Annotated in this window: 28 protein-coding genes; 9 read left to right on the top strand and 19 right to left on the bottom strand. The window is 74.6% G+C overall.

The window, feature by feature from the left end; genetic code table 11:
• Positions 1-146 precede the first annotated feature (146 nt).
• Entirely contained in the window at positions 147-1,535 is a 1,389-nt protein-coding gene (locus AC3ERT_RS25460) for a PP2C family protein-serine/threonine phosphatase (RefSeq protein WP_335981287.1), read from the top strand.
• A gap of 59 nt (positions 1,536-1,594) precedes the next feature.
• On the opposite strand, the gene AC3ERT_RS25455 is transcribed toward AC3ERT_RS25460, so the two are convergent.
• The 3 genes from AC3ERT_RS25455 to AC3ERT_RS25445 form a co-directional block, all read right to left on the bottom strand.
• On the bottom strand, positions 1,595-1,975 hold the full coding sequence (locus tag AC3ERT_RS25455) for a DUF2516 family protein (RefSeq protein WP_335981406.1): 381 nt from the start codon (positions 1,973-1,975) through the stop codon (positions 1,595-1,597).
• A gap of 108 nt (positions 1,976-2,083) precedes the next feature.
• Positions 2,084-2,692: a hypothetical protein gene (locus AC3ERT_RS25450; RefSeq protein WP_435176999.1), complete on the bottom strand. Its 609-nt coding sequence runs from the start codon at positions 2,690-2,692 to the stop codon at positions 2,084-2,086.
• A 5-nt stretch (positions 2,693-2,697) separates the two neighbouring features.
• Positions 2,698-3,174: a helix-turn-helix domain-containing protein gene (locus tag AC3ERT_RS25445; protein WP_335981284.1), complete on the bottom strand. Its 477-nt coding sequence runs from the start codon at positions 3,172-3,174 to the stop codon at positions 2,698-2,700.
• A gap of 259 nt (positions 3,175-3,433) precedes the next feature.
• Here AC3ERT_RS25445 and AC3ERT_RS25440 point away from each other — a divergent pair, with 259 nt between their 5' ends.
• On the top strand, positions 3,434-3,580 hold the full coding sequence (locus AC3ERT_RS25440; RefSeq protein WP_435176997.1) for a hypothetical protein: 147 nt from the start codon (positions 3,434-3,436) through the stop codon (positions 3,578-3,580).
• A 166-nt stretch (positions 3,581-3,746) separates the two neighbouring features.
• Positions 3,747-4,304, top strand: a complete 558-nt coding sequence (locus AC3ERT_RS25435) for an alpha/beta fold hydrolase (protein WP_435176995.1) — start codon at positions 3,747-3,749, stop codon at positions 4,302-4,304.
• Positions 4,305-4,335: 31 nt separating this feature from the next.
• Here AC3ERT_RS25435 and AC3ERT_RS25430 read toward each other — a convergent pair whose 3' ends face one another.
• Both AC3ERT_RS25430 and AC3ERT_RS25425 read right to left on the bottom strand, forming a co-directional pair.
• Positions 4,336-5,238 carry an RNA polymerase sigma-70 factor gene (locus tag AC3ERT_RS25430; protein WP_435177044.1) on the bottom strand — a complete coding sequence of 301 codons (903 nt, stop codon included), beginning with the start codon at positions 5,236-5,238 and terminating at the stop codon, positions 4,336-4,338.
• A complete protein-coding gene (locus AC3ERT_RS25425; RefSeq protein ID WP_435132683.1) occupies positions 5,235-5,813 on the bottom strand; it encodes a carboxymuconolactone decarboxylase family protein in 579 nt (192 codons plus the stop codon). Before AC3ERT_RS25425 ends, AC3ERT_RS25430 begins: the two co-directional genes overlap by 4 nt.
• 340 nt (positions 5,814-6,153) lie before the next feature.
• Between AC3ERT_RS25425 and AC3ERT_RS25420 the strand changes: the two genes are divergently transcribed.
• The 3 genes from AC3ERT_RS25420 (at position 6,154) to AC3ERT_RS25410 (ending at position 10,501) form a co-directional block, all read left to right on the top strand.
• Positions 6,154-7,332 carry a saccharopine dehydrogenase family protein gene (locus AC3ERT_RS25420; protein WP_435176993.1) on the top strand — a complete coding sequence of 393 codons (1,179 nt, stop codon included), beginning with the start codon at positions 6,154-6,156 and terminating at the stop codon, positions 7,330-7,332.
• A gap of 275 nt (positions 7,333-7,607) precedes the next feature.
• Positions 7,608-8,840 carry a M14 family zinc carboxypeptidase gene (locus AC3ERT_RS25415; protein ID WP_435176991.1) on the top strand — a complete coding sequence of 411 codons (1,233 nt, stop codon included), beginning with the start codon at positions 7,608-7,610 and terminating at the stop codon, positions 8,838-8,840.
• A gap of 299 nt (positions 8,841-9,139) precedes the next feature.
• On the top strand, positions 9,140-10,501 hold the full coding sequence (locus tag AC3ERT_RS25410; protein WP_488180746.1) for a M14 family zinc carboxypeptidase: 1,362 nt from the start codon (positions 9,140-9,142) through the stop codon (positions 10,499-10,501).
• A gap of 41 nt (positions 10,502-10,542) precedes the next feature.
• On the opposite strand, the gene AC3ERT_RS25405 is transcribed toward AC3ERT_RS25410, so the two are convergent.
• Both AC3ERT_RS25405 and AC3ERT_RS25400 read right to left on the bottom strand, forming a co-directional pair.
• The gene (locus AC3ERT_RS25405) at positions 10,543-11,592 is read right to left on the bottom strand and encodes an aspartate-semialdehyde dehydrogenase (protein ID WP_435176987.1); all 1,050 of its coding nucleotides are present in this window, start codon (positions 11,590-11,592) and stop codon (positions 10,543-10,545) included.
• A gap of 84 nt (positions 11,593-11,676) precedes the next feature.
• Entirely contained in the window at positions 11,677-12,600 is a 924-nt protein-coding gene (locus tag AC3ERT_RS25400; RefSeq protein WP_335981267.1) for a dihydrodipicolinate synthase family protein, read from the bottom strand.
• A gap of 84 nt (positions 12,601-12,684) precedes the next feature.
• Between AC3ERT_RS25400 and AC3ERT_RS25395 the strand changes: the two genes are divergently transcribed.
• A complete protein-coding gene (locus AC3ERT_RS25395; RefSeq protein WP_435176984.1) occupies positions 12,685-13,092 on the top strand; it encodes a GNAT family N-acetyltransferase in 408 nt (135 codons plus the stop codon).
• A gap of 20 nt (positions 13,093-13,112) precedes the next feature.
• On the opposite strand, the gene AC3ERT_RS25390 is transcribed toward AC3ERT_RS25395, so the two are convergent.
• From AC3ERT_RS25390 to AC3ERT_RS25380, 3 genes are all read right to left on the bottom strand, one after another.
• Complete coding sequence (locus tag AC3ERT_RS25390) at positions 13,113-13,832, bottom strand: HAD family hydrolase (protein ID WP_435176982.1); 720 nt, start codon at positions 13,830-13,832, stop codon at positions 13,113-13,115.
• A 47-nt stretch (positions 13,833-13,879) separates the two neighbouring features.
• Positions 13,880-15,049 carry a phosphotransferase gene (locus tag AC3ERT_RS25385; protein WP_435176980.1) on the bottom strand — a complete coding sequence of 390 codons (1,170 nt, stop codon included), beginning with the start codon at positions 15,047-15,049 and terminating at the stop codon, positions 13,880-13,882.
• Positions 15,050-15,122: 73 nt separating this feature from the next.
• Positions 15,123-16,034, bottom strand: a complete 912-nt coding sequence (locus AC3ERT_RS25380; protein WP_435176978.1) for a GntR family transcriptional regulator — start codon at positions 16,032-16,034, stop codon at positions 15,123-15,125.
• A gap of 134 nt (positions 16,035-16,168) precedes the next feature.
• On the opposite strand from AC3ERT_RS25380, the gene AC3ERT_RS25375 reads away from it, so the two are divergent.
• Positions 16,169-16,375 carry a hypothetical protein gene (locus AC3ERT_RS25375; protein WP_335981256.1) on the top strand — a complete coding sequence of 69 codons (207 nt, stop codon included), beginning with the start codon at positions 16,169-16,171 and terminating at the stop codon, positions 16,373-16,375.
• 22 nt (positions 16,376-16,397) lie between these two features.
• Here AC3ERT_RS25375 and AC3ERT_RS25370 read toward each other — a convergent pair whose 3' ends face one another.
• Positions 16,398-17,666, bottom strand: coding sequence for a GNAT family N-acetyltransferase (locus AC3ERT_RS25370; RefSeq protein ID WP_435176976.1), 1,269 nt, complete (start codon positions 17,664-17,666; stop codon positions 16,398-16,400).
• Between the two features lie 78 nt (positions 17,667-17,744).
• Complete coding sequence (locus tag AC3ERT_RS25365; protein ID WP_435176974.1) at positions 17,745-18,452, bottom strand: RsiG family protein; 708 nt, start codon at positions 18,450-18,452, stop codon at positions 17,745-17,747.
• A 327-nt stretch (positions 18,453-18,779) separates the two neighbouring features.
• Between AC3ERT_RS25365 and dtd the strand changes: the two genes are divergently transcribed.
• Positions 18,780-19,205, top strand: a complete 426-nt coding sequence (dtd, locus tag AC3ERT_RS25360) for a D-aminoacyl-tRNA deacylase (protein ID WP_335981252.1) — start codon at positions 18,780-18,782, stop codon at positions 19,203-19,205.
• Between the two features lie 60 nt (positions 19,206-19,265).
• Here dtd and ygfZ read toward each other — a convergent pair whose 3' ends face one another.
• From ygfZ to AC3ERT_RS25325, 7 genes are all read right to left on the bottom strand, one after another.
• Positions 19,266-20,246 carry a CAF17-like 4Fe-4S cluster assembly/insertion protein YgfZ gene (gene ygfZ, locus AC3ERT_RS25355; protein ID WP_435176972.1) on the bottom strand — a complete coding sequence of 327 codons (981 nt, stop codon included), beginning with the start codon at positions 20,244-20,246 and terminating at the stop codon, positions 19,266-19,268.
• A 25-nt stretch (positions 20,247-20,271) separates the two neighbouring features.
• A complete protein-coding gene (locus AC3ERT_RS25350; RefSeq protein ID WP_435176970.1) occupies positions 20,272-20,769 on the bottom strand; it encodes a Fur family transcriptional regulator in 498 nt (165 codons plus the stop codon).
• Positions 20,770-20,789: 20 nt separating this feature from the next.
• Positions 20,790-21,353, bottom strand: a complete 564-nt coding sequence (locus AC3ERT_RS25345; RefSeq protein WP_335981247.1) for a heme-binding beta-barrel domain-containing protein — start codon at positions 21,351-21,353, stop codon at positions 20,790-20,792.
• Positions 21,354-21,575: 222 nt separating this feature from the next.
• Positions 21,576-22,508: a hypothetical protein gene (locus AC3ERT_RS25340; protein WP_435176968.1), complete on the bottom strand. Its 933-nt coding sequence runs from the start codon at positions 22,506-22,508 to the stop codon at positions 21,576-21,578.
• Complete coding sequence (locus tag AC3ERT_RS25335; RefSeq protein ID WP_435176966.1) at positions 22,508-23,395, bottom strand: hypothetical protein; 888 nt, start codon at positions 23,393-23,395, stop codon at positions 22,508-22,510. The genes AC3ERT_RS25340 and AC3ERT_RS25335 overlap by 1 nt, the downstream gene beginning before the upstream one ends.
• On the bottom strand, positions 23,392-24,309 hold the full coding sequence (locus AC3ERT_RS25330) for a hypothetical protein (RefSeq protein ID WP_435176964.1): 918 nt from the start codon (positions 24,307-24,309) through the stop codon (positions 23,392-23,394). Before AC3ERT_RS25330 ends, AC3ERT_RS25335 begins: the two co-directional genes overlap by 4 nt.
• A gap of 28 nt (positions 24,310-24,337) precedes the next feature.
• On the bottom strand, positions 24,338-25,096 hold the full coding sequence (locus AC3ERT_RS25325) for a hypothetical protein (protein ID WP_435176962.1): 759 nt from the start codon (positions 25,094-25,096) through the stop codon (positions 24,338-24,340).
• Positions 25,097-25,164 lie beyond the last annotated feature (68 nt).

Here is a 25,164-nt window from a genome sequence, read left to right as displayed (position 1 = left end):
ATGCGCGGATACCCCCATTGGCTCCCAAACCGCCCGTCCGGACCGGCATATGCCGCCCGACATTCACTTTGGGCACTCCCTCACCGTCCGGTTGAACCACTAGGGTCGCCAGACCGAGACCTCAGGGGGAGGGAAGGAGCCGAGTGATGTCCGCTGCACGGCGCGGCACCGAACGGCCCTCGGACGCCCGCTGCGGCGTCCAGGGCCGCGCAGGCGTGCCCGCGGACGCCTCGACACGGCAGGCCGCACCCTCCGCCGCCCCGGCGACCGTTCCTCCGGTGGCCGCTCCTCCAGCGACAGCAGCGGTCGGACATGCGGCGCCGGGCCCCGACGGCTCCGAGCCGTCGCTCACCCTGCCCCGGCAGCGCGACGACACCGTCCCCGACCAGCTCGTCCTGACCCTGCTGGTCATCGGCGACGACCCGGCCGGGGCGTTCACCGCGCCGTACTTCCAGGAGCCGGGCGGCCCCCGCATCCGCCTGCTGCGGGCGCGCAACCTGACCGCGGCGGGGCGGCTGCTCACGGATGACGTGCACTGCATCCTGCTCGACCTGCCGGACGTGCTCGACGGCCTCCAGCAGGTGACGCGGTTGGCGCCGGGCACCGCGGTCCTCGTCCTCACCGAGGGCACCGACGACGGGGAGGCGGCCGCGGAGGCGGTCCGGATCGGCGCGCAGGACCACCTCGCCCGGGACAGCGTCGACGGCGCCACCGTCACCCGCGCCGTGCGCTACGCGGTGGAACGCAAGCGCGCCGACCTCGCGCAGCGCCAGCTCACCGAGACCCGGCTGCTCGCCCAGGAGAACCGGCGGCTGGAGCGCGGACTGCTGCCCGTACCGCTGCTGGAGGGCGCCAACGGGCTGCGGTTCGCGTCGCGTTACCGGCCCGGCCGCAGCCGTGCCCTGCTCGGCGGCGACTTCTACGACACGGTGCGCACCACGGACGGGACCGTGCACGCGATGATCGGCGACGTGTGCGGGCACGGCCCGGACGCCGCCGCGCTCGGCGTGGAGCTGCGGATCGCCTGGCGGGCGCTGACCTTCGCAGGGCTCGGCGGCGAGGAACTGCTGCGCACCTTGCAGAACGTGCTGGTGCACGAGCGGGCCGACGACGAGATCTTCGCGACGCTGTGCGCGGTCGACCTCGCGCCGGACGGCCGTTCGGCCCAGCTGCACCTGGCCGGGCACCCGACACCGATGATCGCCGGGCCCGGGCGGGCGCCGGCGCTGCTGCCGTACGAGGCGGGCGGGCCCGCGCTCGGGCTGCTGCCGGACGCCGAGTGGGAGCGGATCAGTGTGCGGCTGGACGGTGAGTGGTCGCTGATGCTCTACACGGACGGCCTGATCGAGGGCCGCATCGGCCAGGGCACGCAGCGGCTGGGCCAGGAGGGCATGATCGGGCTCGCCGGGGAGCTGATGGCCGCGGGGCTCGGCGGCGAGGAGCTGCTGGACGCGACCATGGCGAAGGTGCGGGAGCTCAACGGCGGGGAGCTGACGGACGACGTGGCTGTGGTGCTGCTGGAGCGGCAGGCGTAGGAGCCGGTCGGCGTAGGGAGCCGGTAGGGCTTCTCCGGTGCGAGCGGTGGGCGCTCGCCTCAGCGGCGACCGTTGTACGGGCCGTACGGACCGTCGCTGCTGCTGCCCCTGCTGCCGCCGCCGCGGCGCCCGAAGCGTCCGCCGATGCCGCCCGCACCGCGCCCGCGGCCGCTGACGGCACGGACCGCCGGGCGGACGTCCACCATGTACACGATCACGGCGATCAGGCCGATGACCGGCAAGAACGACATGATGCTGAACAGCTTCATCACCGCGGCCGCGATGCCGAGGATGATCAGCCAGAACGCCTTGGTGTTCTTGTCCGCCGCTCGGTAGGCGTCCTCACGGCGGATCGCCGCGTCGACGAACGCGAAGAGCGCGAAGAGGAAGAGCGCCAACGAGATCAGGCCGAACACCGAGAAGAACGCTGTGATCAGTATGTCGTCCACCGCCTCAGTCACTGTCGGGGTCATTGCCACCGTACCGGTCCTACCCGCTGAACGGACCGGGCGCGCCTTCGGTGCCCGGTCCGTCGCTTCTCCGCCCGGCTACTCCGTCGGCTTCTTCGGAGTGGTGCGGCGCTGGGCGGCGGGCTTCTTCGGAGCAGCCGGCTTGGGCGCCTCCGAGTCCGACGCCGACCCCGCCTTGGCGGACCGCGGCTTCGCCTTGGCCTCGGGTGCCGCGGCGGACGGGGACTTCTCGGCGGCCCGCCCCTTGGCGGGCTCCTCCTCGGAGGTCTCGCCCCGCCACTTCGCGACGGCGTCCTTGCCGCGCTCGGCCAGCTCGTCGTACGTCTCGCGGGTGCGTACCGCGTACTCGGCGGCGCGGCCGACGCCCTGGAGCGCCAGGCCCTGCACGGACTCGCCGATCTTGCGGAAGTCCGGGCGGAGTTCCTTGAGGTCCTTCAGGTCCAGGTCGGAGAAGGTCTCGTTGAACTTGCTCTGGGCGTCCCTGGCTCCCTCGGCGACGCGCTGCTGCACGTCCTTCGGGTCCGTCGCCCGCAGCTTCTCGAAGTGCCCGGGCGCCTGCTCGCGGAGCTTCTCCAGCATCCCCGGCACCTCGCGCAGCTTCTCCGCGGCGAGGTCGGCGGTGCCCGCGACGGCGTACAGCGGGGTCGGGTTGCGCAGGCCCTTCACGATGTCGTCGGTGATCGTCATTGCTCTCAGCCCTCTTCTTCCTTGCTTCGTCGCTTGCTCGTCGCTTGCTCGGCCGCCCGCTCCGCAACCACCGAGGCGGCCGCTTCGTCGCGGTCCGCCGCCGATACGGGTCCGGCGCCGTCGTCCCCCTCCGGCGCCGCGGCGTTCTCCTTGCGGAAGGACTCGTAGATCTGGATCAGCACCTGCTTCTGGCGCTCGTTGATCGACGGGTCGGCCAGGATCGCCGCGGGTACCTCCAGCTCGTCCCGCTCCCGTGCGTCGAGGATGCCCGCCTGCACGTACAGCGTCTCCGCCGATATCCGCAGCGCCTTCGCCAACTGCTGGAGGATCTCCGCGCTCGGCTTGCGCAGCCCGCGCTCGATCTGGCTCAGATACGGGTTCGACACCCCCGCGGCGTCAGCGAGCTGCCGCAGGCTCAGCCGCGCCCCGCGCCGCTGCTCCCGCAGGAACTCCCCCAGCTCCCCCACCTTCAACGCACCCATGTCCCCACCATGCCCCACCCCGCTAACTTTTGCAAGCACCCCGCTTGCAACTGTTTCCCCCACCGCTCCGCTGCCCGTACGCGCGGGAGGCGGCGGCGCACGTGCGCGGGCCACGCCCCCGACCGCGCCAAAACACCAGGGCGACGCATTCCGTTGGTGGATCACCGGTGCGGCTTCCGGCGCCGAATCAAGGCGGCTGTCTGGTGCCGAGTGCGATGTTCTCCTCCTACGCCTGCCCGTCCGCGGCTCCGGCGACGACGTGCTGGTCTCCGTCTTCCGCGTCGCTGCTGCTCTGGACTGCAGGGTTCTGGACTGCTCGGAGGGCGACCTGATCACCCAGGAGGGCACTTCGGGCTGGCGCGCCTTCCAGGAGTTCCGTGACCGTGTGGTGGACCTGACCTCCTGAAGTCGGGTGGGTCAGCCATGGCCGCCTGCGGCTTCCGGGGGCGGAAGGGGTGTCGCTCGCCGTCGAACAGGGGGCCGGCATCACCGGCGACCGGGATGCCCGCAGGTGGCTGCGGGGGTGTGCGGGGGGATTTCGGGGGGAGCGGGGGGCGTGGCACCGTGGGCGGATGGGTGTGGAGCAGAGGGTGGTGGCGGAGGACGGGGTGGGGTTGTGGGCGAGGCGGGACGGGGTGGGGGACGGGGTGGTGTGCTGTCACGGCGGGCCCGGGTTGTGGGACTTTCTCGGTGATGTGGCAGTGCTGCTGGCGGACCGGGCGGCGGTGTACCGGTGGGACCAGCGCGGGTGCGGGCGGTCGGAGCGGCGGGGGCCGTACTCGTTCGCACGGTCGGTGGCCGATCTCGACGCGGTACGGCGGCACTTCGGGCGGGAGCGGGTGGCGCTACTGGGCCACTCGTACGGGGCCGATCTGGCGTTGAGGTACGCGCTGGCCCATCCGGAACGGGTGAGCGGGCTGGTGTACGTCTCCGGCACCGGGATCGACGCGAGTTGGGCGACCGACTCGCTGGCGCGGGCCCTGCCCCGGGCCGACCGGGTGCTGCTCGACGGCGCGGGCCATCTGCCGTGGGTGGAGCGGCCCGAGGAGTTCCGGGCCGCCGTCGGCGACTTCCTGGCCGGACGGGGCCCCGGGCCCGGAGCCACCCGCCCCGGGGCCGCGCACCCCTGAAAGCGGCGGCCCCGGTCCGTACGGCACGCGGCTACCCCACCTCCCGGCTCAGCTCGGCCGGCGCGTCCAACCGGGTCAACTTCCGCGGGTTGCGCACCGCGTAGACCCTGGTGACCCGTCCGTCCGCCACCGCCAGCCCCAGGGCGGCCGGCTCGCCGCCGACGTCGATCCGCCCCGCGGGCGCTCCGTTGAGCCAGACGGTCGCCGCGGTGAACCCCTCGGCCGCCCCGTGCGCGCGGGCGAGCAGCGCGGCGACCAGTTCGGCGCCGCGGACCGGTGTGAGCGCGGCCGCCGCGATCCCGCCCCCGTCCGCGATCATCACCACGTCGGGCGCGAGGACCGCCATCAGGTCCTCCAGCCGCCCGGTGCTCAGCGCGGCCATGAACCGTTCCACCACGGCCTGTTGCTCCGCCGGGCTGACCTCGACCCGCGGCCGGCGGGCCGCCACGTGCTCCCGGGCCCGCCGCGCGATCTGCCGGACGGTGGCCGCCGGCTTCCCGACGGCCGCGGCGATCTCCCCGTACGGCAGCTCGAAGACCTCGCGGAGCACGAACACCGCCCGCTCGGCCGGCCCGAGGGTCTCCAGCACGGTCAGCATCGCCATCGAGACGCTCTCAGCGAGGACGATGTCGTCGGCGACGTCGGGGGTGGTCAGCAGCGGCTCCGGCAGCCACTCGCCCACGTACTCCTCGCGGCGGCGGGACAGGGTGCGCAGCCGGTTGAGCGCCTGCCGCGTGACGATCCGGACGAGGTACGCGCGCGGGTCGCGGACCTGCGCGCGGTCGGCGGCGGACCACCGCAGCCAGGACTCCTGGAGCACGTCCTCGGCGTCGGCAGCCGACCCGAGCATCTCGTAGGCGACGGTGAACAGCAGGCCGCGGTGGGCGGCGAACGGGTCGGCCGCGGAGGGGTCGGCGAACGGGTCGGCGGTCACCGCGGGCGGGCGGCGGCGGGCGCCTGCGGGCGGGCGGCCAGGGGGACTTCGCACGCCGCGGAGTAGCCCTGCGACTGGATGCCGAGCGCGTTGTTGCTGCGGGTGGCGAAGTTGGCGAAGGCGATGGCGGCGGTGAGTTCGACCATCGCGGCCGGGCCGAGCCGGTCCAGCAGCCGCGCGGACAGTTCGTCGCCGACGGTCGGCGGGGTGGCCGTCATGGCCTCGGCGTACTCCAGCACGTCGCGCTCCAGCGGGGTGAAGACGTCCGCCTCGCGCCAGCGCGGCACCTGGCTCGCCTTGGCCAGGTCCAGGTCCTGGTGCGCGGCCTGGAAGTAGCCGATGTCGAGGCACCAGCCGCAGCCGACCTGGGCGGCGACGGCCATGTGCGCGAAGGTCTTCAGGCCCGGGTCGGCCGCGTCCCACCGGGCCAGCCGGTCGCCGAACTCCAGGTTGTCCCGGGCGACCCGCGGGCTGTGCCAGGTCACCTCGACGGGCTCGGGCACGCTGCCGAGCTGCGCGGTCAGCTGCTCCCGCAGCTCGGCGGGGAGTTCGGCCTTCGGTACGCGTGGCGCCATGGTGTCCTCCTTGGACGCTGCCGGTTCGGAGTGGTTCGGCATGAAGACACCGCTCGGGCCGCGGGTGTGACAGGCGACGACGGTACGGGGCCGGGTCCGTCATGAGTTCAGCGTAGTGGCGCGCTGCGGCGGGTTCGGGCCGTGCCACCGCTGTGAGCTGCGGCGACACGGCAAAAGGGGGCATGGCGCGCAGGCCGTCGGCTGGCCCGGTGCGGCGGCCGCCCGCAAGGTGGGAGCGCGGGCGGGCGGTACGGCAGGGCGCGGCAGGCGTACGGCACGGCAGGCGGCAGGCGGCAGGCGGCAGGCGGCAGTGCACGCTGGAGCGGAGCGGGCGGCAGGGATGGACGAGATCTGGGTTCTGGGCGCGACCGGCCGGACGGGCCGCGCGATCGCCGCGAGGCTGGCGGCGGAGGGCGCGCCGCTGGTCCTGGTCGGGCGCGACGCCGGGCGGCTGGACACGGTGGCCGCCGAGGTAGGCGGCACGCCGCGGACCGTGGTGATCGGCCGGACCGGGGGAAGGCACGGGGGTGCCACCGACACCGCGGCAACCAGCGGCACAAGTGGCAGCAGCGGCACCATCGGAACTACCGGCACCGCTGGCACCGTCGCCGCGATCGCCGAAGCGCTCGGGGCGGCCGGGCGGCCCGCGGTCGTCGTGAATACGATCGGCCCGTTCACCGAGACCGCGGTGCCGATCGCCCGGGCCTGCCCGCCCGGCACCCACTACCTCGACCTGGCCAACGAACTCCGTGCGGTGAGTGGGCTGTTGGACCTGCACGCGGAGGCGGCAGCGGACGGCCGCTGCCTGGTGACGGGCGCCGGGTTCGGGGTGCTCGCCACCGAGAGCGTGGTGCTGAAGCTGTGCGCGGGCCGGCCCGCCCCCGTCCGCGTACGGGTCGACGCGCTGCCGGCGGCCGGCGGCCGGTCCGGCCCGGTCGGCGCCGCCCTCGCGGCGAGCGTCGTGGACGCGATCGCGGTCGGCGGGCGCCGCTACGAACGGGGCCGGCTGGTGCGCGCCCGGCTCGGTGGCGACTTCGCGCGTTTCACGCTGCCCGACGGTTCGGCGGCCCACAGCGCGGGCGGACCGTCGGGCGAGTTGGCGGCGGCCCACCGCGCCAGCGGTGCGCCGTTCGTCGTCGCCGCGTCGGGGATGATGCCGACCGGGCGGGTGCTGCGCGCGGTGCTGCCGACCGCGGCCCGGCTCCTGGCGTGGCGGCCGCTCGGCGCCGCGGTGAAGCGCCGCTTCGCCCGGGTGCAGGCCGAACCGGCCGAGCGGCGGCGGGAGTTCTCCTGGGCGCGGGCCCTGGTCCGCGACGCCGACGGCCGCAGCCGCACGGGGTGGCTGTGCACCGGTGACGGCATGGGCTTCACGGCCGCGGTGGCCGCCGAGGTCGCCCTCCGCCTCGCCCGCGGTCAGGGAAAGCCCGGCGCCCACACCCCCGGCGCGCTCTTCGGTCCCGAGCTGGCGGAGGCGGCCGGTGCCGTCTTCCTCCTCGACGAGCCGCACCCTGGGCCGTAAGTCCGTTGCCCGGTCCGGCTGTTGTCCGCAGGCAGCGCACGACCGCGGCCACAGGGCGCTCTTGACACCATCGGGGCCGCCGCCGACGCTGGGGCGGGGCGCGCCACCGCCGACGAACGCGCCGCCAACTCCCGTGCACAGCAAGCGCAGCAGAGGCAGCAGACACAGCACGCACGCACAGCAGAGGGCAGGCAGAGAGCAGGCAGCGCGCCGCCGCGCACACGCCGGCACGGCCGCGTGGCGGGACGGCGGGCGAGGGCAGCGAAGGAGCGGTCATGCGGGGGCCAGACGCGTTTCCGACGGTGGCGGGGGTCGCCGCGGCGGCCCGGCTGCTGACGCTGCGCCACCCCGACCTGTGCCGGATGCGGCTGGCGGGCGAGTCCCGGTCCGGGCAGCCGCTGTGGCTGCTGTCCGTCGGCGCCCCCCGCGGCTGCGACCGCCACATCCTGGTGGTGGCCGGTGCGAACTGCGACGAACCGGCGGGCGGCGGCGCCGTGCTGTGGCTGGCCGAACAGGCCGTCCATGACCGGCGGCGGCTCAAGGAGGCCGGGCTGACCTGGGACTTCCTGCTCTGCCTGGACCCCGACGGCGCGCTTTTGAACGAGACGGGACCGGCCGGTCCGCGCCCGCCCGCGGTGCACTTCCGCCACACCTACCGGCCCGCGAGCGACGAACACCCCTATGCGGCCGACTCCTTGCTCGCGCCGTCCGGCCGACTCCCCGAGGCGCTGGCGCTGTCCGCGCTGGTCGCCGATCTGCGGCCGGTGCTGCGCTGCTCGCTGCACAGCAACGACGTGGGCGGCGCCTGGGTCCGGCTGTCCGCCGAACTGCCCGGTCTGGCCGAGCCGTTCGGGAAGAGCGCGGCCGAACTCGAGGTACCGGTGCAGACCGGTACGTACGAGGCCCTGCCGGCACAAGGTGCGGGGCCGGGGGTCTTCGTACGGCCGGGCGCCCGGGAGCTGCCCGGCGGGCCGGAGGTGCGGGTGGAGGTGCCGATGTGGGCGACCCGGCGGGTGGCGTACGCCGAGCCGCACCCGGACCCGGAGTACGCGCTCGCCGTGCTGGCGGCGCGGCTGCGCAACGAGGGGGCCACCGGGGAGGAGGCGTTCGAGCAGGCGCTGGAGCTGCTGGGGGGCGCCGCGCGAGGGCCCTTGCTGCGGGCCGCGCGGCAGGCGGTCAGTGCCTGGGAGGCGCTCGCGGCGGACTTCGACGAGGTCGGGCGGCAGTCGCCGGTGCCGCTGACCATGGCGCATGTCGCCGCGTGCGACATCGCCGCGCGCCGGGCGCCGCTGCGGGCGGCGGGGATGCTGCTGCGGCTGCTGGACGAGGCGCGGTTGGACGAGGACCCCGACAGCGGGCCCGCGCGGCTGCGGGCGCGGCTGGAGCGGCGCCTGGACGCCGGGGCGGCGGACCTGATCGCGGCGATGGACGCGACGTGGGTGCCGATAGCCGAACAGATGGAGTTGCAGGCGCGGACGGTGCTGGCCGCGGCCTCGGCGCTCGGGTGAGCGCTGCCGGGCCGGCGGGCCTGCGCGGGGTCCGGTGGCGGCTACGGCGGTCTTGACAGGTGGGCCGGGGGATCGCAACCTTGGCGAGGCATCGGGCAAATCGGCGGTTACCCCGTCAACTCAGCGGCGGGCCGGTCCTTTTGGGTACCCGGCCGGGTGCCCGCTCGTATACAGCTCGTATACAGGTCGGATGCAGGTCGGATGCAGCGTCGGGGTGCCGGCCCGGTGGGGCGGCGCGGGCGGTTCGGACAGCGAGGAGATCCCGTGGCGACGTCGACCGGCGGAGCGTGACTTCGGCGATGGCGGACGCCTATCCGAGTGTCGCGGGAGTCGTGGCGACCGCGGCGGCCTTCGCCGCCTTCCATCCGGGGTTGTGCACCCTGCGGGTCGTCGGCAGGTCGCGGTCGGGCCGCCCGCTGCACCTCCTGACCGTGGGGCGCGGCCGGCGGAACGTCCTGGTGGTGGCCGGGCCGCACTCGGACGAGCGGGTGGGCGCGGCGACCGCGCTCAGGCTCGCCGAACAGGTCGCGCACAATCCGCTGCTGCACTCCGGCGCGGACGTGTCCTGGCACCTGCTGCTGTGTCTGGACCCCGACGGCGCGGTGCGCCACGAGGCCGGGCCGGTGATCCGCCGCACCCCCGCCGCCCACTTCCGCCACGCCTACCGGCCGCCCCCGGAGGAGCAGCCGGAGTGGGCCCCGTCGATCCGGGCGCCGGAGGCCCAACTCCCCGAGTCCCAGGCGCTGATCGACCTCATCGACGAGCTGCGCCCGGTACTCCAGTGCTCGCTGCACGCCAATGACCTCGGCGGCTGCTGGGTGCAGTTGACCCGGGACATCCCCGGACTGGCCGAGGCGCTGGGCAAGTCGGCGGCCGAGCACGACGTGCCGGTGCAGACCGGCACCTATGATGCGCTGCGGTGGACGGTGTCGGGTCCAGGTGTATATGTGCTGCCCGAGCCGGGCGGGACCGCCCCGGCGGCGGCGCCGTCAGCGGAACCGGCAGCGGACCCCGTGGAGAACCCGGCAGCGGACCCCGAAGCCGACCCCGCAGCGGACCCCGCGGTCGGCCTCGCGCGCTCCACCTGGCTGCGGCCGCACCGCCACGGCGGCATGACCGCGCTGTTCGAGGTGCCGATGTGGACCGCCCGTACGGTGGCCGACCCGGCGTCCTGCCCGGACCCGGCCCCCCAACTCGCCCGGATCGGGCGCCAGTTGCGCGGCCACGCGAGCCGGGTGGAGGTGCTGCTCGCCGAGGCGCGGGCGGTGCTGCCCGCCGCCTCCCCCGAGCGCGCCCACCTGCTGCGGGTGGTCGCGAAGCTGGCCGCCGCCTGCCCGCAGGTGGCCGCGGAGTGGGAGCGGCTGCCGCCGGACGCCCTGCCCCCGGGCACGCTGCCGCTGACCGCCGCCCATGTCGCGGCCCTGGACATCGCGGCCCGCCGGATTCCGCTGCGGGCCGCGGGCACGCTGCTGCGGCTGCTCGACGGCTGCCCGGGCCCGGCCGCCGCCGAGGTCAGGGCCGCGGCCGGGCAGCAGTTCACCCGGTGGGCCGACGCGCTGGCCGCCGGCCACGACCCGGTGTGGGTGCCAGTCGAGCAGCAGGTACGGCTCCAGGCCGCGGCGGTGCTGGCGGCCTTCCGACTGGCCGTCGCCGGGGAGTGACGGGACCGCGAAGGCCGGGGCCCCGGGGGAGCCGCCCTCGGTCAGACGGTGACCGCGCCCAGCTCCGCCGCCACCAGCTCCGCGAGCTGTACGGCGTTGAGCGCGGCGCCCTTGCGGAGGTTGTCGTTGGACACGAACAGCGCCAGGCCGTTGTCCACCGTCTCGTCGCGGCGGATGCGGCCCACGTACGACGGGTCCTTGCCCGCGGCCTGGAGCGGGGTGGGGATCTCCGAGACCTCCACGCCCGGCGCCGCGGCGAGGATCTCGTAGGCGCGCTCCACGCTGAGCGGGCGGGCGAAGCGGGCGTTGATCTGGAGGGAGTGGCCGGAGAAGACCGGGACCCTTACGCAGGTGCCGGACACCTTCAGCTCGGGGATCTCCAGGATCTTGCGGGACTCGTTGCGGAGCTTCTGCTCCTCGTCGGTCTCGAAGCTGCCGTCGTCCACGAGGTTCCCCGCGAGCGGCACCACGTTGTACGCGATGGGCCGCCGGTAGACCGCCGGGTCGGGGTAGGCGACGGCCGACCCGTCGAAGGCCAGTCGGTCGGCCTGCGCGGTGACCTGCTGCGCCTGGCCGTGGAGCTCGGCGACGCCCGCCAGGCCGGAGCCGGAGACGGCCTGGTAGGTGGCCACGACCAGCGAGACGAGCCCGGCCTCGTCGTGCAGCGGGCGCAGGACCGGCATGGCGGCCATGGTGGTGCAGTTGGGGTTGGCGACGATGCCCTTGGGTCGGTCGGCGAGCGCGTGCGGGTTGACCTCGGAGACGACCAGCGGGACGTCGGGGTCGCGGCGCCACGCGGAGGAGTTGTCGATCACGACGGCGCCCTGGGCGGCGACCTTCTCGGCGAGCGCGCGGGAGGTGCCGCCCCCGGCGGAGAAGATCACGATGTCCAGGCCGGTGTAGTCGGCGGTCGCGGCGTCCTCGACGGTGACGGTCGCGCCGTCCGCGCCGCCCTCCCAGGGCAGGGCGCGGCCCGCGGAGCGCGCCGACGCGAACAGGCGCAACTGCGTCACCGGGAACTTCCGCTCGGCCAGCACCTTGCGGACGACCCCGCCGACCTGTCCGGTGGCTCCGACGATTCCGATCCTCATTGCGGTATCTCTCCGATCATGCCTGTCTGGGGGTGCCCGTCCGTTTCGAGTATCCCCGGGCCGGGAGCGGGGCGCCCGGGGATTTCAGCGGGCGAGACGGCCGGGGGCGGGTGGGCCCGCGGCCGCGGGTCGCGGGTCGGCGTCCGCCGCGGCGGCGAGGGCCGCGAGCGCGGCGGCCGTCGCGGTCGGGCCCGCCGGGAGCAGCGGGAGCCGGACGTCCGGGGTCGGGATGCGGCCCTGGGCGTGCAGGACCGCCTTCACGACGGCCGGGTTCGGCTCGCTGAAGACGGCGGCGGCCAGGGCGGACAGCCGGCGCCCGCGCGCGTACGTACCGGCGCCGCCCGCCGCGGCGAGGGCCGCCCACTCCCCCGTCGCCAGGTGGGCCGAGGCCAGTACCGCGCCGTGCGCGCCGAGCGCCAGCAGCGCGGGGGCCAAAGCGTCGTCCCCGGCCAGCACCTCGAAGTCCGGGGGCGCCGCCGCCAGGAGCGCGACGGTCTCCGCGGTGACGTCCCCCGTCGCGTACTTCACGCCCGCCACCCCGGGGACGCCCGCGAGCGCGGCCAGCGCGGCGGCGGACAGGGGCTGCCCGGTGCGGTGGGGCACGTGGTAGACCAGCACCGGCAACGGGCTCGCGGCGGCCACCTCGCGGAAGTGGGCGAGCACCCCCGCTTCGCCCGGCCGGGTGAACGACGGGACCGTGGCCAGCACCGCGTCCGGCGGCTCCGGCAGGGCGGCGAGGGCCGCGGCCTCACGCGCGGCGCGCCGGGTGGAGCCGGCGCCGCCCACCCCCACGGTCCAGCGGGCGCCGTGCGCGCGGCAGACCCGGCCGACCACGGCGGTGACCGCGGCCCGCTCGTCCGGCTCCAGCGCGGCCGCCTCCGCGGTGGTGCCCAGCGCCACCAGCCCGCCGGCGCCCTCGTCCAGCACCTCGTGCCCGAGGCGCTCCAGCGCGGCGAGGTCGACCCGCCCGTCCGGCCCGAACGGCGTGATCAGCGGTACGTGGATCATGCCTGCGAGTGTGCGCCGCCGGGAAGCGGAAGGTCCAGTTAAATGTCGTGCACGGAACTCTTAAGCAGCTCTACGCTGCGTCGCATGTATGAGATCTCCGCCGATCCCGCGCGCCTCGACGTCACCCGCGTCCACCAGTGGCTGTCCGCCGACTCGTACTGGGCGAAGGGGCGTTCCCTCGACAAGCAGCGGGCCGCGATAGCCCACTCGCTCAACTTCGGGGCGTACCGCGAGGACACCGGCGAACAGCACGCCTACGCCCGGGTCGTGACCGACCTCACGACCTTCGCCTGGCTCTGCGACGTCTACGTCGACCCCGCCGCCCGCGGCAACGGCCTCGGCACCTCCCTCGTCGCCGCCGTCCGCGACCACCTGGCGCCCCTCGGCATACGCCGCATCCTCCTGGCCACCGCCGACGCCCACGGCGTCTACGCCAAGGTCGGCTTCGAACCCCTCGCCGACCCCACCCGCTGGATGTCCCTGGGCCACTGACCCACCCGCCCCGGGCCCGCTCAGCGCCGCGGCAGCGCCCTGGCGGCCTCCTCCAGCCGCTCCATCCCGTGCACGAGCGGGCCCCGGTACCCCGCGCCGAGCCGCCGCCCGTCCTCGCCGACCCGGGCGTATCCGAGGAAGGGCACCCCGGCGGCAGCGGCGGCCCGGGCGTCGGCCGCGGAGTCCCCGATCATGAGGCAGTCCTGCGGGCGCACCGCGAGTGCGGCGCACGCCGCCCGCAGGCAGTGCGGGTCCGGCTTCATCAGCTCCGGGCGGACCGGGTCCCGTCCGAACACCGCGTCGCCGAAGCAGCCGTCCAGGCGGTGCTCCTTGAGGTAGGCGCGCACCGCACCGGGCGCGTTGTTGGTGGCCATCGCGAGCGACCGGCCGCTGTCGGCGACCGCCTGGATGAAGTCGTCGGCATGCGGGGTGCTTTCGGCGCCGAGCGCGGCCAGCTCCTCCTCCTCGGCGAGCAGGAGCTCCAGTTCGGCGGCCAGCTCGGCGCTCGGTGCGGCCCGCAGGATCGCGTGCGGGTCCGAACTGCGCAGCAGGGCCTCGTCGACGACGGGTGCGCCGCGCGCCGCGAGCAGTTCCCGCAGCAGGGTGGCGATGCTCATCGCGGAGCGGGTGTGGAACAGGCGGCACACCGGCCCGTCGAAGTCGAGCAGCAGGCAGTGCGCACGGGCGAGCAGTTCGGGGACGGAGCGGTCGCGGCGCGGGGCGTCGTGCGGAGAAGTCACCTGACGAGTGTCGGCGGCCGGGCGGCCCGATGCCAGAGCCGTTGCGTTCAGTCCGGCGGCCGGTTCCGGCGCCACCAGTCCGCGAACACCGCCTCCACCTGTTCCGTTGGCGGCGTTTCCGGCAGTCGCAGCGGCTCGCGTGCGGCCGCCAGCACGCGCTGTACGACGGTCGCCGCGCCGCGCAGCCGCACCCGGCCCGCCGCGCTGCCGGGCGGCTCCTGGGTCCGCGCGAGCCGGGCGGTGGCCCGCAGCACGTCGGTGCACAGCGACTGGACCCGCTTGTAGGCGCGGTAGTGCGGCAGGTCCTGCGCGGTGCCCGCCGACCTGCGCGGCCCGACCGCGCGCTGCCACCGCCGGACCATCTCCTGCTCCTGGTCGGCCGGGTAGTCCATGAGGTGCAGATGGGTGGCGAGGTCGTACAACGGGTCGCCGAGCAGGGCGAGTTCCCAGTCGATGGTCCACAGGTCGCCGGCCCGGTCGACGACGAGGTTCCGGCGGTGCAGATCGCCGTGGAGGAGGGTGCGCGGACGGTCGGTGAGCAGCGGTCGGCGCCGCGCGAAGGCGTCGAGCGCGGCGACGGGCACGCCGAGCAGGTCGAGCAGTTCCGCCATCTCCTTCTGGCGGTCCCGGTAGGCGTGCGCCATCGTGAAGTGGGTGAGCGCGCCCAGGAACGCGGTGGCGCCGCCGTGCTCCGGGTAGGCGGCCGGGTCGTGCCGGTCGCAGGCGGCAGCGGGCTGCGGGCCGGCGTGCGCGGCGAGCGCCTCGGCGTCGACTCCGGCGAGGGCGTGGAAGAGCTCCTCGATCTGGTCGAGGTAGCGGCCGGGTACCCGGCCGGGCCGGGCGCCGCGCACCCGGTCAAGGGTGACCCCTTCGATGAAGGCCAGGAAGGCCAACCGCTGTCCGTCAACGGTCTGTTCGACCACCTGCGGGATGCGCGGCGGCGTCCGGCCGTAGCGGGCGCCCCGACCCTGGCGGGCGTGCAGCAGGCGCAGCAGTTCCTCCTCGGAGGGGAACCAGCGCATGTCGTACCAGAGCGCGTCCTGCCGCGGTTCGCGCAGCTTCAGCCAGCGGAAGTCCCCGGCGAGCGGTGAGCTCCGGTCGAGGCGTACGGCGAAGGTCCGGTGGTGGTAGCCCTTGAGGGGCCCCTCCACCCGGTCGGCCCCCACCGCGCCGGCATGGTGGGCGACGCACTGCGGGGCCGTGGCCGTCGTCGTCACGTTTCTCCTCGCCGCTGGTACGCCCGCGGGTGTGGATCAACGGGCCGCCCGGAAGCGACCACGATAGACCGGCTCAGTCCTCCGCGGTGAGCGGCTCGGCGATGGTGGTCCACACGGAGTCGAACCAGTCCTGCGTCTCCTGGACGAACCGGGACTCGGGCGACGCCGGGTCGGCGGGGTCGCGCCGGTGCGGGAAGAGCGTCGCGCTGATGCCGAGGACGTCGTAGATCTCGCCCTCGCCGCTGCCGTCCTCGAAGGTGACCACCCGCGGCACCAGCCGGTACAGGCCGTGCAGCGCGGTGTCGTGGTTGAGCAGGTAGAGCTTGAACATCGGGGTGGCCGGCAGTGACCGGAACTGCACGTCGAGCCGCAGGTCGAGGCCGATCTCCTCGGCGACCGCCGCGAGGGCGTCGAACGTCGAGCGCAGCGTGACCACATGGCTCCTGATGAGCTGCCGCAGCCGCCGCATCGGACGCGGGTCGTCCGGGTCGGCCACCATCCGCGGGAAGGCCAGCACCGCTTCGGTGCTGGGCAGCAGCACCCGCAACGTGATGGAGGACGGCCGCAACTGGCCCAGCATGACCCGTTGCAGCGGCTGGGAGAGCACGCTGTTGAGGGTCTCCGTGGTGAGGGAGAACGTGTCGATCACCACGTCCTGCTGCTCGAAGGCGGCCGCCGTGTGCGCGGCGAGGGCGGCCAGCGCGCGCTCCGGCTCCTTGGTGCCCGCGGTCCGGCCGCGGGCCTGCCGGGGCAGCACCTCGGCGGACCGGCCGCGCTGGTTGTCGATGTAGCCCTCCCGGCGCAGCTCGGTCAGCGCCCGCTGCACCGTCGGCCGGGAGACGTCGAACCGCTCTTCCAACTCGGCCTGGGACGGGATGCGTTCACCCACCGGGTAGCGGCCGTCGTCGATCTCGCCGCGCAGCACATCCGCGATGTGCAGGTAGGGCGGCCGGGAGTTGGTGGGCGAGGCCGGTTCATCGGGCACGGGCCAACGTTACAACTTCCCTCCCCCGTCGCACACTTGCCTCAGCCAAGTTTACCGATCTCGCCCCCGCGGGCACATCAAAGACAAGAAAGCTCATTCAACTTCCTTCGATAATGGTCAAGTTGGACAGTTGAATGACCTCGCTCCGTCTCAGAGCTGGGGAGGTGGGGGCCGTGGTGGTCTGGGGTCTTTGGGGGTTCGTGCTGGAAGAGGTGGTGCAGTGGCGGTACGGCGCCGCGGGGATGCTGGTCGTGGGGCTGGTGACGGTCGGGCACAAGGCGAAGAGCACCGCGTGCACGGCGATCGGGCTGACCGCGCTGGCGCTGCTGCTGGCCCAGTGAGGGACGGAGGGTGCCGGGCGGGTCAGAAGACGTCGGGGCACCAGGGGCGGCGCGGGGTGCGGAAGAGGGTGTCCGCGGTGGAGGCGGCCTGCTCGCGGTGCTCGGTGATCCGGCCGAGCACCGCCAGCCGCACCGCGGACTCGTCGCCGAGGTAGAGGCACGCGAGGTCGGCGGCGGTCAGGGCGAGGTCCGCCGGCGCCGACGTGGGGGTGCAGGTCGCGGCCCCCTTCCCGTCGGTCTCCAGCAGGAAGCGCCCGGCGGCGGGCCCCGCGGCGGTGCCGTCACCGCCGCGCACCTCGTCGCGTACGTCCAGCACCAGCCCGGTCGCCGGGCCCGCGTAGCCGCGGGCGGTGAGCGCGGCCGGGACGTCCAGCAGCCGCAGCCACAGGAAGTCGGCGTACGCCTCGGCACGGGCCGCGCGCGGGTCGCCCAGCAGCAGGGGCATGACGTCGTCGGGCGCGCGGTAGCCGGAGGTGATCCGCGTGATCCAGTCCATCGACAGCAGGAAGCGCCACAGCGCCACCTCGGCGGCCGGGGTGGCCGCCGTCAGGTCCACGACCGTCAGATCCGTCCGCGGCTGCTTGCCCGGCCACGGGTGGTCCTGCACCTCCCACCGCACGAACCCGTCGACCCGGCCGTCCGGGCCGCGGTAGGCCGCGCAGAAGTGCTCCTTCCAGCCGTGCAGCCGCAGTTCGCCGGTGGTCCGCTGCCACCACAGCGGCGGCCGGTCGATCGCCCCGGGGGTGCGCGCCCTGAGCCGGTCGTGCACCGCGGGGCCGAACCCGCCCAGCTCGGCGAGCGTCGCCATGTCCACCCGCCCGCCGTCCGCCGGCCCGGCGTACCGCTGGTCGAGCGCGGCCCGCGGCACGTCGACCTCCCAGTTCGCCACCCACGTCGCCGGGCCGAAGCCGAACCGGCCGTAGATCGGGTACTCCGCGGCGATCAGGATCGACACCGCGTCCCCGCGCTCTCTGGCGTCGGCGAGGTCGGCGGCCATCATCCGCGCCGCGAGCCCGCGCCGGCGGTGCGTGGCGGTCACCGCGACGTTGGTGATCGCCGACGCGGGCACCGCCGCCCCGCCGGGCACTGTCAGCTCCCTGGGCATGCTGCGGAAGGTCGCCACACAGCGGCCGCCGTCGAACGCCCCGCGGGTCCGCGCCAGGTCGATGATCCTGCGGCGGGCCGCGACCTCCTCGGCGTCGGCCGTCGGCGCGATGTGGAAGCCGGTGTACTGCGCCCGCACCCAGTCGGCGACGTCGGACTCTTCGAGGGTGCGGATCTCAGCGGTCATGCCCGGCACGATAGGCGGGCGGGCCCCGGCCCCGCACACGGTTATCGGTCCGGGCGGCCCCGCGGCGGACAGGGCCGGTCAGTCCTCCGCGAGCAGGTCCTCCACCCGCGCCTCGCCCGCCCGGTAGCGGCGCGTGATCTCCGCCGAGCAGCCGTCCACCGTCTGCTGGAGCGCGTGCCGCCGCCGCGACACCTGCTGCTCGTGACCGGCCAACCGGGCCATCCCCGCGTCCAGTTCGGCGTCCGTACGGGCGTCGAGGTCGGACAGCTCCACCTCGGAGAGCATCTCCTCGGCGAGCAGCCGCACCCGCTCGGTCAGCGGGGTGCCCAGCGTGACGTGCCGGGCCGAGGAGCGCCCCGGCGACGGCCCGTCGGTGAGGATCTCCGGGAGCCGGTCCACGACGGGTGCGTCGGCCGGCCCGGCCGGGGCCTGCGTGCCGCCGTGCGTCCCCTGCACGCCCGGCACTCCGGCCTCCTCGGCCACCGCCTCGGCGGCGTCCGCGCCACCGCGCCGGGCCCGTTCGGCCCGCAGGATGTCGATCCGCCCGTGCAGCATGCGCCGCAGGTACGACAGGTCGGCCTCCTCCCGCTGCGCCTCGCGGCGCAGGGCGCGCAGCGCGACCAGGTCCAGCGCAACGAGGTCCAGCGCGCCCAGGTCCGGCGCGGGTGAACCGGCAAGGCCCCCGGACAGCGGGCCCAGGTCCACCAGGGGACCGGCCGGCGCGTCGGCGACCGGACCGCGTGGCGCGGGCGGCCGTAGCGGACCCGTGGCGTCGGCCTTCAGCATGGGTTGGCCCTTCCTGCTGTGCGATCCGCCGGGGAACCGGCGGCCCTCGGTACGGCGCCGCCGTGCGCCGCGCGCGGCACCGGGTGCACGGTGCCGGGCGTGTGTCCCGCGCCGGTTCTGGTCATCCCTGTCGTCCCCTCCGGGCGTGCCGCACGCCCCTCCCGGCTTCGATGCTGCCACCTGCCGTCGGCGGCCCGCAGCGACTCTGCACCCGAACGGCCGTCACAACAGTTGTGCGACCCCGCCGACCGGGCGAACGCCGCTCCCCTCGATCGGCCGCCCTCACCCGTGTGGGGTACGGCCGCCGCGACCCGCGACAATAGGGCCATGCGAGCGGTGGCCCAGCGGGTGAGCGAAGCGAAGGTCGTCGTCGACGGGGAGACCGTCGGCGCCATCCAGGGACCGGGACTGTGCGTCCTGGTCGGTGTGACGCACGACGACACGAAGGAGAAGGCCGCGGCGCTGGCCCGCAAGTTGTGGAGCCTGCGCATCCTGCCCGAGGAGCGGTCGTGCTCCGACATCGACGCCCCGCTCCTCGTGGTGAGCCAGTTCACGCTTTACGGTGACGCCCGGAAGGGTCGCCGGCCCACGTGGAACGCCGCGGCGCCCGGCCCGATCGCCGAGCCGCTCGTCGACGAGGTGGTCGCGCAGTTGCGCGGGCTCGGCGCGACCGTCGCCACCGGGGTCTTCGGCGCCGACATGAAGGTGTCCATGACCAACGACGGGCCCTTCACCCTCGTCGTCGACATCTGACCGGCGACGGGGGCGCGGTGCCGGCCGCGGGGCCCGGCACCGGCCACAGGGACGCGGGTCCTACGGCGCGACCACGGTCTCCTGCGCCGCCGCGGTGTTCTCCCCCGCGATCAGCGTCGCGTGCTCCGGGGTGTTCCGCTTCACCAGCGCGAGGGCGATCGGCCCCAGCTCCCAGTGCCGGGCGGAGGAGGTGACGAAGCCGATCGCGCGGGCCTCCCCCGGCCCGGCGCCGTCGGCCGCGACGCGGACCGGGTCGCCGTGGGCGGGCAGCCGCACCTCGCTGCCGTCGAGGTGGAGGAAGACGAGCCGGCGCGGCGGCCGCCCGAGGTTGTGCACCCGCGCCACCGTCTCCTGCCCGCGGTAGCACCCCTTGCTCAGGTGCACCGCGCTGTCCAGCCAGCCCAGCTCGTGCGGGATCGTCCGGTGGTCGGTCTCCAGGCCCAGCCGCGGCCGGTGCGCCTCGATCCGCAGCGCCTCGTGGGCGAGCACGCCCACCGCGGGGCCCGCCGCCGCGGCGAAGTCCGCCAGTTCGGCGCGCGGCACGAACACGTCCCGGCCGTACGGCGTCTCGCGCACCGCCCACCCGGCGGGCACCTGGGTGATCGAGCCGGCGGGCAGGTACACCACCGCGTACTGCTCCCCCGCGTCGGCGACCTCGACCCGGTAGAAGAACTTCATGCTCTCCAGGTACGCCAGCAGCGCGCCCTGGGTGCCGGGCTCGACGTGCAGCCATGTGGTGTTGCCGTCGTCGACCAGGTACAGGGCGTGCTCGATGTGGCCGTGCGCGGACAGGATCAGTGCCTCGGTGGCCTGCTGCGGCGGCAGTTGCTCGACGTGCTGGGTGAGGAGCAGGTGCAGCCAGGAAAGCCGGTCCTCGCCGCTGACGGTGACGACGCCGCGGTGCGACAGGTCCACGAAGCCGGTGCCGTCCGCGAGCGCGCGCTGCTCGCGGAAGAGGTCGCCGTAGTGGGCGGCGACGCCCTCGTCAGGGCCTTCTGCGGGGACGGCGCCGGGAAGCGACAGCAAAGGGCTCTTGTTCATGCGACCCAGCGTACGGCGGCGCGCCTCAGGCGTTCCCCGCGGCTCCTGCCGCTCCTGCCGCTCCTGCCGCTCCCGCGGCGCCGGTGGCCTCCGCGTGCCCGGCCGCCTTGCGCGCGCACTCCTGGCAGCGCCCGAAGATCGCGAAGTGCTTCATGTCCGTCTCGAAGCCGAACTTCTCGCGCAGCTCGTCCTTGAGCGGGGCCGCGACGCTCACGTCCGCCTCGGTCACCCGGTCGCAGTCCCGGCAGACCAGGTGCATGTGGTCGTACCGGTCGGCGAGGTGGTAGGTGGGGGCGCCGTGGCCGAGGTGGGCGTGGTTGACCAGGCCCAGCTCCTCCAGCAGCTCCAGGGTGCGGTAGACCGTGGAGATGTTGACGCCGGACGCGGTCTTGCGCACCTCGCACAGGATGCCGTCGGGCGTCGCGTGGCCCAGGGCGTCGACCGCCTCCAGCACAAGCTCACGCTGCGGGGTCAGCCGGTACCCGCGCTGCCGCAGATCGCTCTTCCAGTCGGTGCTCGCCACGCGCCCCAGTGTAGGTACGCCTACTTGAAGAAGGCGATCCCGTCGTCCGGAAGGTCCTTCAGGTCGGCGACCCACTCCTTGGGGTCCACCACCTTCTTCAGGTGCGCCGACATGTACGCGCGCAGCGGCACCGCGGGCGTGGCCTTCTCGCCCACCCACATCAGGTCGCCGTTGACGTACCCGTACAGCCGCTTGCCGCCGCTGTACTCCGGGGCGACCGGCAGCCGCGCCACCGCGTCCGTGACCAGGTCGATCTGCGGCTTGCCCTCGGCCAGCTCACCGGTCCAGATCTCCACCACGCCCTCGTCGCGGGTGGTGGTCACGTCCACCTTGCGCTCGGCGTCGATCCGCCAGTAGCCCGTCTCGGACTCCAGCGGCCTGACCTTGCGGCCCTCCTCGTCCAGCACCCAGGTGTGCGAGGTGTACTCCAGGAACGGCCGGCCGTCGTGGGTGAAGGCGACCTCCTGCCCGAAGTTGCACTTCTCGGCGCCGGGGAAGTCGTGCACGCCCGCTCCGGTCCAGCGGCCCAGCAGGAAGGCCAGCGGGACCAGGGTCGGGTGCAGGTCGGAGGGGATCTCGATCATGTCAGCGCTGGCCCTGGTACAGCTTCTTCACCGAGTAGATCGCGAAGGCGGCGACGCCCACGCAGACCAGGACGAGCAGAGCGTCGAAGTAGTACTGGATTTCCACGGACAGGCTCCTCGGCGGCAGACAGTACGGGCCGGCACGCGGCTGCGGCACGGCCCGTACGCAAGTCTAGTGCGCGCCCTTCCCCCGCCCGCGCCCAGGCCACGCCCGGTGCGGCCTCAGCCCAGCAGCTGGGCCTGGAGCCGGACCGTCTGCCGGAAGGGCACCTCCGGCAGCGCGCCCTTGCGGGTCTGCACCACCAGCGCGTACGTGTCGCCCGCGCCGAGGATCGCCGTACGGGTCGACACTCCCCCGTGCGCGCCCGCCTTGGCCTGGGCGTACACCGTCTCGGCGCTCGGGATCGACTTCGACTGCACCGTGCCGTCGTCCACGGCGTCGCGGCCGCCCCGGACCGGGACCCCGGCCAACTGGGCGTAGTGGGAGTTGCGGTGGCCCGCGGTGAGGAACTGCACGAGGTAGATCTCGGTCCTGGTTCCGTCGGGCATGGTCCAGGCGCGGGCGGCGATGTGCCGCAGCGCGTCGTCCTGCAGTTCCAGGCGCGTGTCCCGCGCGGTGTCCGGGAACTCGAAGTCGTACCGCTTCAGGTAGTCCGCGGACGGCAGCCACCCCTTCGTCCCGGGGAAGGAGCGGTCCGCCACGGCCTGCTCGGGCAGCGGCAGCAGCAGCGACCGCAGGTCGGCGTAGTGCACGCCGGCGGGGTTGGCCGCCGCGTCCAGCGGCCGGGGGCGGCCCGCGGGCAGCTTCGGCAGGGCGACCGGCGGATAGGTCCACCGGCCGTCGCCAGGTGTTTTGAGCCCGGGGATCTTCGTCCGCTCCGGCTGCGCCACCGCGTACGTCGCCGCGCCGCCGAACGCCGCGAAGACCAGGACGGCTGCGGTCCAGCGCGCCGCGGCCCGCAGCCTGCGCCGCGGCGGGCGGGCCGGGCCCTCCGCGGGAGCGGCGGCCTCGGGGGCGGGGTCGGGTGCAGGGTCGGGTTCGGGGGCCGGGTCGTGCGTCACGCCGGGCGCCGCCTCGTCGGCGGTCTCGGGTACGGCGGTGTCGGGTACGGCGGTCACGGCGGGCCCCGTGGTCTCAGGTGTCGTCTCGGTCATCAGATCGTCGTCCCCGGGTCCTTGATCCGGTCGAGCTGGCGGCGCAGCAGGTCGGCCGCCGCGGACTTCGCCAGCGGCCGCGTGCCGTCGGCCGACATCGTCACCATCAGGTCGCCTTCGGTGGCCTGGCAGGTCATGCCGTCGAGCTTCTCGTCCTTGTCGATGGGCGGCAGGACGCAGGTGGCCTTCGGGTAGCCCTTCACCTTCGGGCCGGTCCGGAAGACGCCCAGGGCCTTGGTGAAGGCGGTGAAGTACTCCGTCTGGGCCTTCGCCGCCTCCTTGTTCTTCATCTGCACGATCCGGATCTGGACCTCCAGGTCGCCACCGTCCTCGAGGTAGGTCCGCATCCCGGCGGACTCGATGTGGAGGGCGTCGACGGCTTCGTCCAGCTCCTTGCGCTCCTTCGCGGACAGGTCCTGGGAGTCGCCCCTGACCAGTTGCCGCGCCTGCTCGGCGCCGAGCGCGACATCGTTGCCGTACCCCTCGACGTCGGGCCCGGGCCGGTAGCCGGTGGGGACCGGGAGAAGAAGCAGGCGCGGGCTGCCGTAGTGGCTGCCGCCGGACCTCGCGCCGAACGCCTTGGTGGCGGTGGGCGCCGGCGAGGACCACGGGGTGGCGGCGGGCTTCGCGGCCACGGTGCCCTGCCCGCCGTGCAGCACCGCGTACCCGAGGCCGCCGCAGGCCGCGACCGCGACGAGTGCGGCAGCGACTGCCAGCGCGGGGACCCGCCGGGACCGCACGGGGGCGGGCTCGGACGCCGGCTCGGCAGCGGGCGCGGCGGCCGCCTCGGACGCAGGCTCGGCGTCCGGCTCGGCCGGTTGCTCCGACGCAGCCGGTTCGACCGGCTCGGCCGACTCAGGGGAAGGAGAAGGGGTCTCGTCGCTCACAACCGCTCCAACTGCTTCTCGAGGAAGGACCGGACGGTCCCGCACTTCACCGGGTGGACCGCGTCGACGAAGACCTCGACGTAGACATTGCCCTTCCGCGCGATGCCGCGCCCGCCGTACGACGGCAGGTAACCGGAGTCCTGCCGGGCCTTGCCCGAGCCCCAGACCGTGCCGCTCAGGACGTCCGTGAGGTCGTGCGCGGTACCGGCCCCGGGCATCGAGTCGTCGATCTCCTGCTGTGCGTCGAAGAACTGCTGGGCGTCGGCGGCGGTCTGGTCGCGGAACTGGACGAGGCGCACCTCGTAGTACGTGTCGTGCTTGTCGGTCCAGTCCGCCACGGCGGCGCGCTGGAAGCCGTCGAGGGCGAGCTGGGGGAAGATGACGTCCGGCCCGCGGAAGTCCTCGGCGTAGTCCGCCAGAGGCAACCAGTCCCGCTCCTGCTCCTCGGCGCCCTTCGGGGTGGGCACGAGGAGCTTGCGCAGGTCGCCCTGGTAGAGCAGGCCGCCGTCCTGAGCGGCCGTCAGCTTCGGCGCCGCCGGGCCGGCCCCCTTCGGCTGGGCCAGGACCGGGCCGCTGAGCGGTGGCAGCGGCGTCGGCGGGCGATCCTGCTGGATGCGGTAGCCGAGGCCGCCGCCCGCGAGCACGCCCAGCACGGCGGCGGCCGCGATCAGCAGCGTGGTCCGCCCGCGCCGACGCGGCTTGTCCGGCGGCGGGTCCTGCGGGAGTTCGGGTACGGCTGCGGGCTCCGCGGCCGGCTCGGCCGACTGCTCGGCGACGGGCTCGGCCGCCTCCCTTGAGACGGGCTCGGTGATCTGCTCGGTGGTCTGCTCCGAAAGGGGCTCCGGAGCTGCTTGCTGAACCTGCTCGGGGACCGGGACAGGGTCCGGTTCCGGGACAGGGGTGTCATGGGACAAGGACACTCCACGAGAGGGGATGAGCGGGTTAGTGACCCGTCCGCAGCCGCTGGTGCTGCGCGTCAAGGAGGTGCTGGAGGAGCGCGCGGGAGGGTGCCCGCCCGCCGGTCACGGAGATCGTGATGTGCACGTCGCCCTGGTAGGAGGTGGCGAGCAGGGTGTTGGCGGACTCGGCTGAGCCGGACGACAGGTCGTACCCGCGCGCCGGGTAACCGCCTTGCAGCGGAAGGGTGGTGGCCTGGTAGCCGGACGCCGCGTAGTACGCCGCTGCCTGGTCGCTGCCGCGGAGCCGGACCAGTTCGACGGTCACCTCGGTGACGCCGTCGGCGGTCAGGTACGTACGGGTCGCGGCGGCGCGGAAGCCGTACGTGGACAGGGCGCGCGCGGCTTTGTCCTGGTCGGCGGCGGCCGCGGCGACGTCGGCCGCGGTGTCCGCGCTGCCCGCCGGGTCGCCGTAGACGTCGGCGCCGCCGGGCGGTGGGATCAGGAAGTAGCGCAGGTCACCGCTGTGCACGCCGTTGGACACCGCTCCGGTGGGCGCTGTGCCCGCGGCGGCGGAGGCCGTGGGCGCCGCCGATGGGGAAGCCGACGCCGAATCCGAAGAATCCGCGGCGGAAGCCGTACTCGTGGCCGTCGTCGTCGCCTTCGGCAGCACGGCGGCGTCCGAGCCGCCCGGCGACGAGCCGAACGCGAACACCGCGCCGGCCGTCACGGCCGCCAGCGCGACCACTCCGGTCACGGCGGCGGCGAGCCCGCCCCGACGGCCCGCGCCGTCCCTGAATCCCACCCTCAAGCCCCCCCGGGCACATATGCGTCCGCGCCCAGCAGATCCGCGCGGACCTGCTTTATATCACC

Source organism: Actinacidiphila sp. bgisy145 (assembly GCF_057708125.1).
This window is presented reverse-complemented; position numbering and strand designations above follow the sequence as displayed.

Coding starts and splice junctions, on each gene's coding strand:
- AC3ERT_RS25450 (WP_435176999.1), bottom strand. CDS start 2,692: ATGACGATCACCGACGACATCGTGAAGGGCCTGCGCAACCCGACCCCG.
- AC3ERT_RS25420 (WP_435176993.1), top strand. CDS start 6,154: ATGGACGAGATCTGGGTTCTGGGCGCGACCGGCCGGACGGGCCGCGCG.
- AC3ERT_RS25395 (WP_435176984.1), top strand. CDS start 12,685: ATGTATGAGATCTCCGCCGATCCCGCGCGCCTCGACGTCACCCGCGTC.
- AC3ERT_RS25370 (WP_435176976.1), bottom strand. CDS start 17,666: ATGACCGCTGAGATCCGCACCCTCGAAGAGTCCGACGTCGCCGACTGG.
- ygfZ (WP_435176972.1), bottom strand. CDS start 20,246: ATGAACAAGAGCCCTTTGCTGTCGCTTCCCGGCGCCGTCCCCGCAGAA.
- AC3ERT_RS25425 (WP_435132683.1), bottom strand. CDS start 5,813: ATGGCGCCACGCGTACCGAAGGCCGAACTCCCCGCCGAGCTGCGGGAG.
- AC3ERT_RS25365 (WP_435176974.1), bottom strand. CDS start 18,452: ATGCTGAAGGCCGACGCCACGGGTCCGCTACGGCCGCCCGCGCCACGC.
- AC3ERT_RS25410 (WP_488180746.1), top strand. CDS start 9,140: ATGGCGGACGCCTATCCGAGTGTCGCGGGAGTCGTGGCGACCGCGGCG.
- AC3ERT_RS25460 (WP_335981287.1), top strand. CDS start 147: ATGTCCGCTGCACGGCGCGGCACCGAACGGCCCTCGGACGCCCGCTGC.
- AC3ERT_RS25405 (WP_435176987.1), bottom strand. CDS start 11,592: ATGAGGATCGGAATCGTCGGAGCCACCGGACAGGTCGGCGGGGTCGTC.
- AC3ERT_RS25340 (WP_435176968.1), bottom strand. CDS start 22,508: ATGACCGAGACGACACCTGAGACCACGGGGCCCGCCGTGACCGCCGTA.
- AC3ERT_RS25345 (WP_335981247.1), bottom strand. CDS start 21,353: ATGATCGAGATCCCCTCCGACCTGCACCCGACCCTGGTCCCGCTGGCC.
- AC3ERT_RS25400 (WP_335981267.1), bottom strand. CDS start 12,600: ATGATCCACGTACCGCTGATCACGCCGTTCGGGCCGGACGGGCGGGTC.
- dtd (WP_335981252.1), top strand. CDS start 18,780: ATGCGAGCGGTGGCCCAGCGGGTGAGCGAAGCGAAGGTCGTCGTCGAC.
- AC3ERT_RS25445 (WP_335981284.1), bottom strand. CDS start 3,174: ATGGGTGCGTTGAAGGTGGGGGAGCTGGGGGAGTTCCTGCGGGAGCAG.
- AC3ERT_RS25435 (WP_435176995.1), top strand. CDS start 3,747: ATGGGTGTGGAGCAGAGGGTGGTGGCGGAGGACGGGGTGGGGTTGTGG.
- AC3ERT_RS25415 (WP_435176991.1), top strand. CDS start 7,608: ATGCGGGGGCCAGACGCGTTTCCGACGGTGGCGGGGGTCGCCGCGGCG.
- AC3ERT_RS25375 (WP_335981256.1), top strand. CDS start 16,169: ATGACCTCGCTCCGTCTCAGAGCTGGGGAGGTGGGGGCCGTGGTGGTC.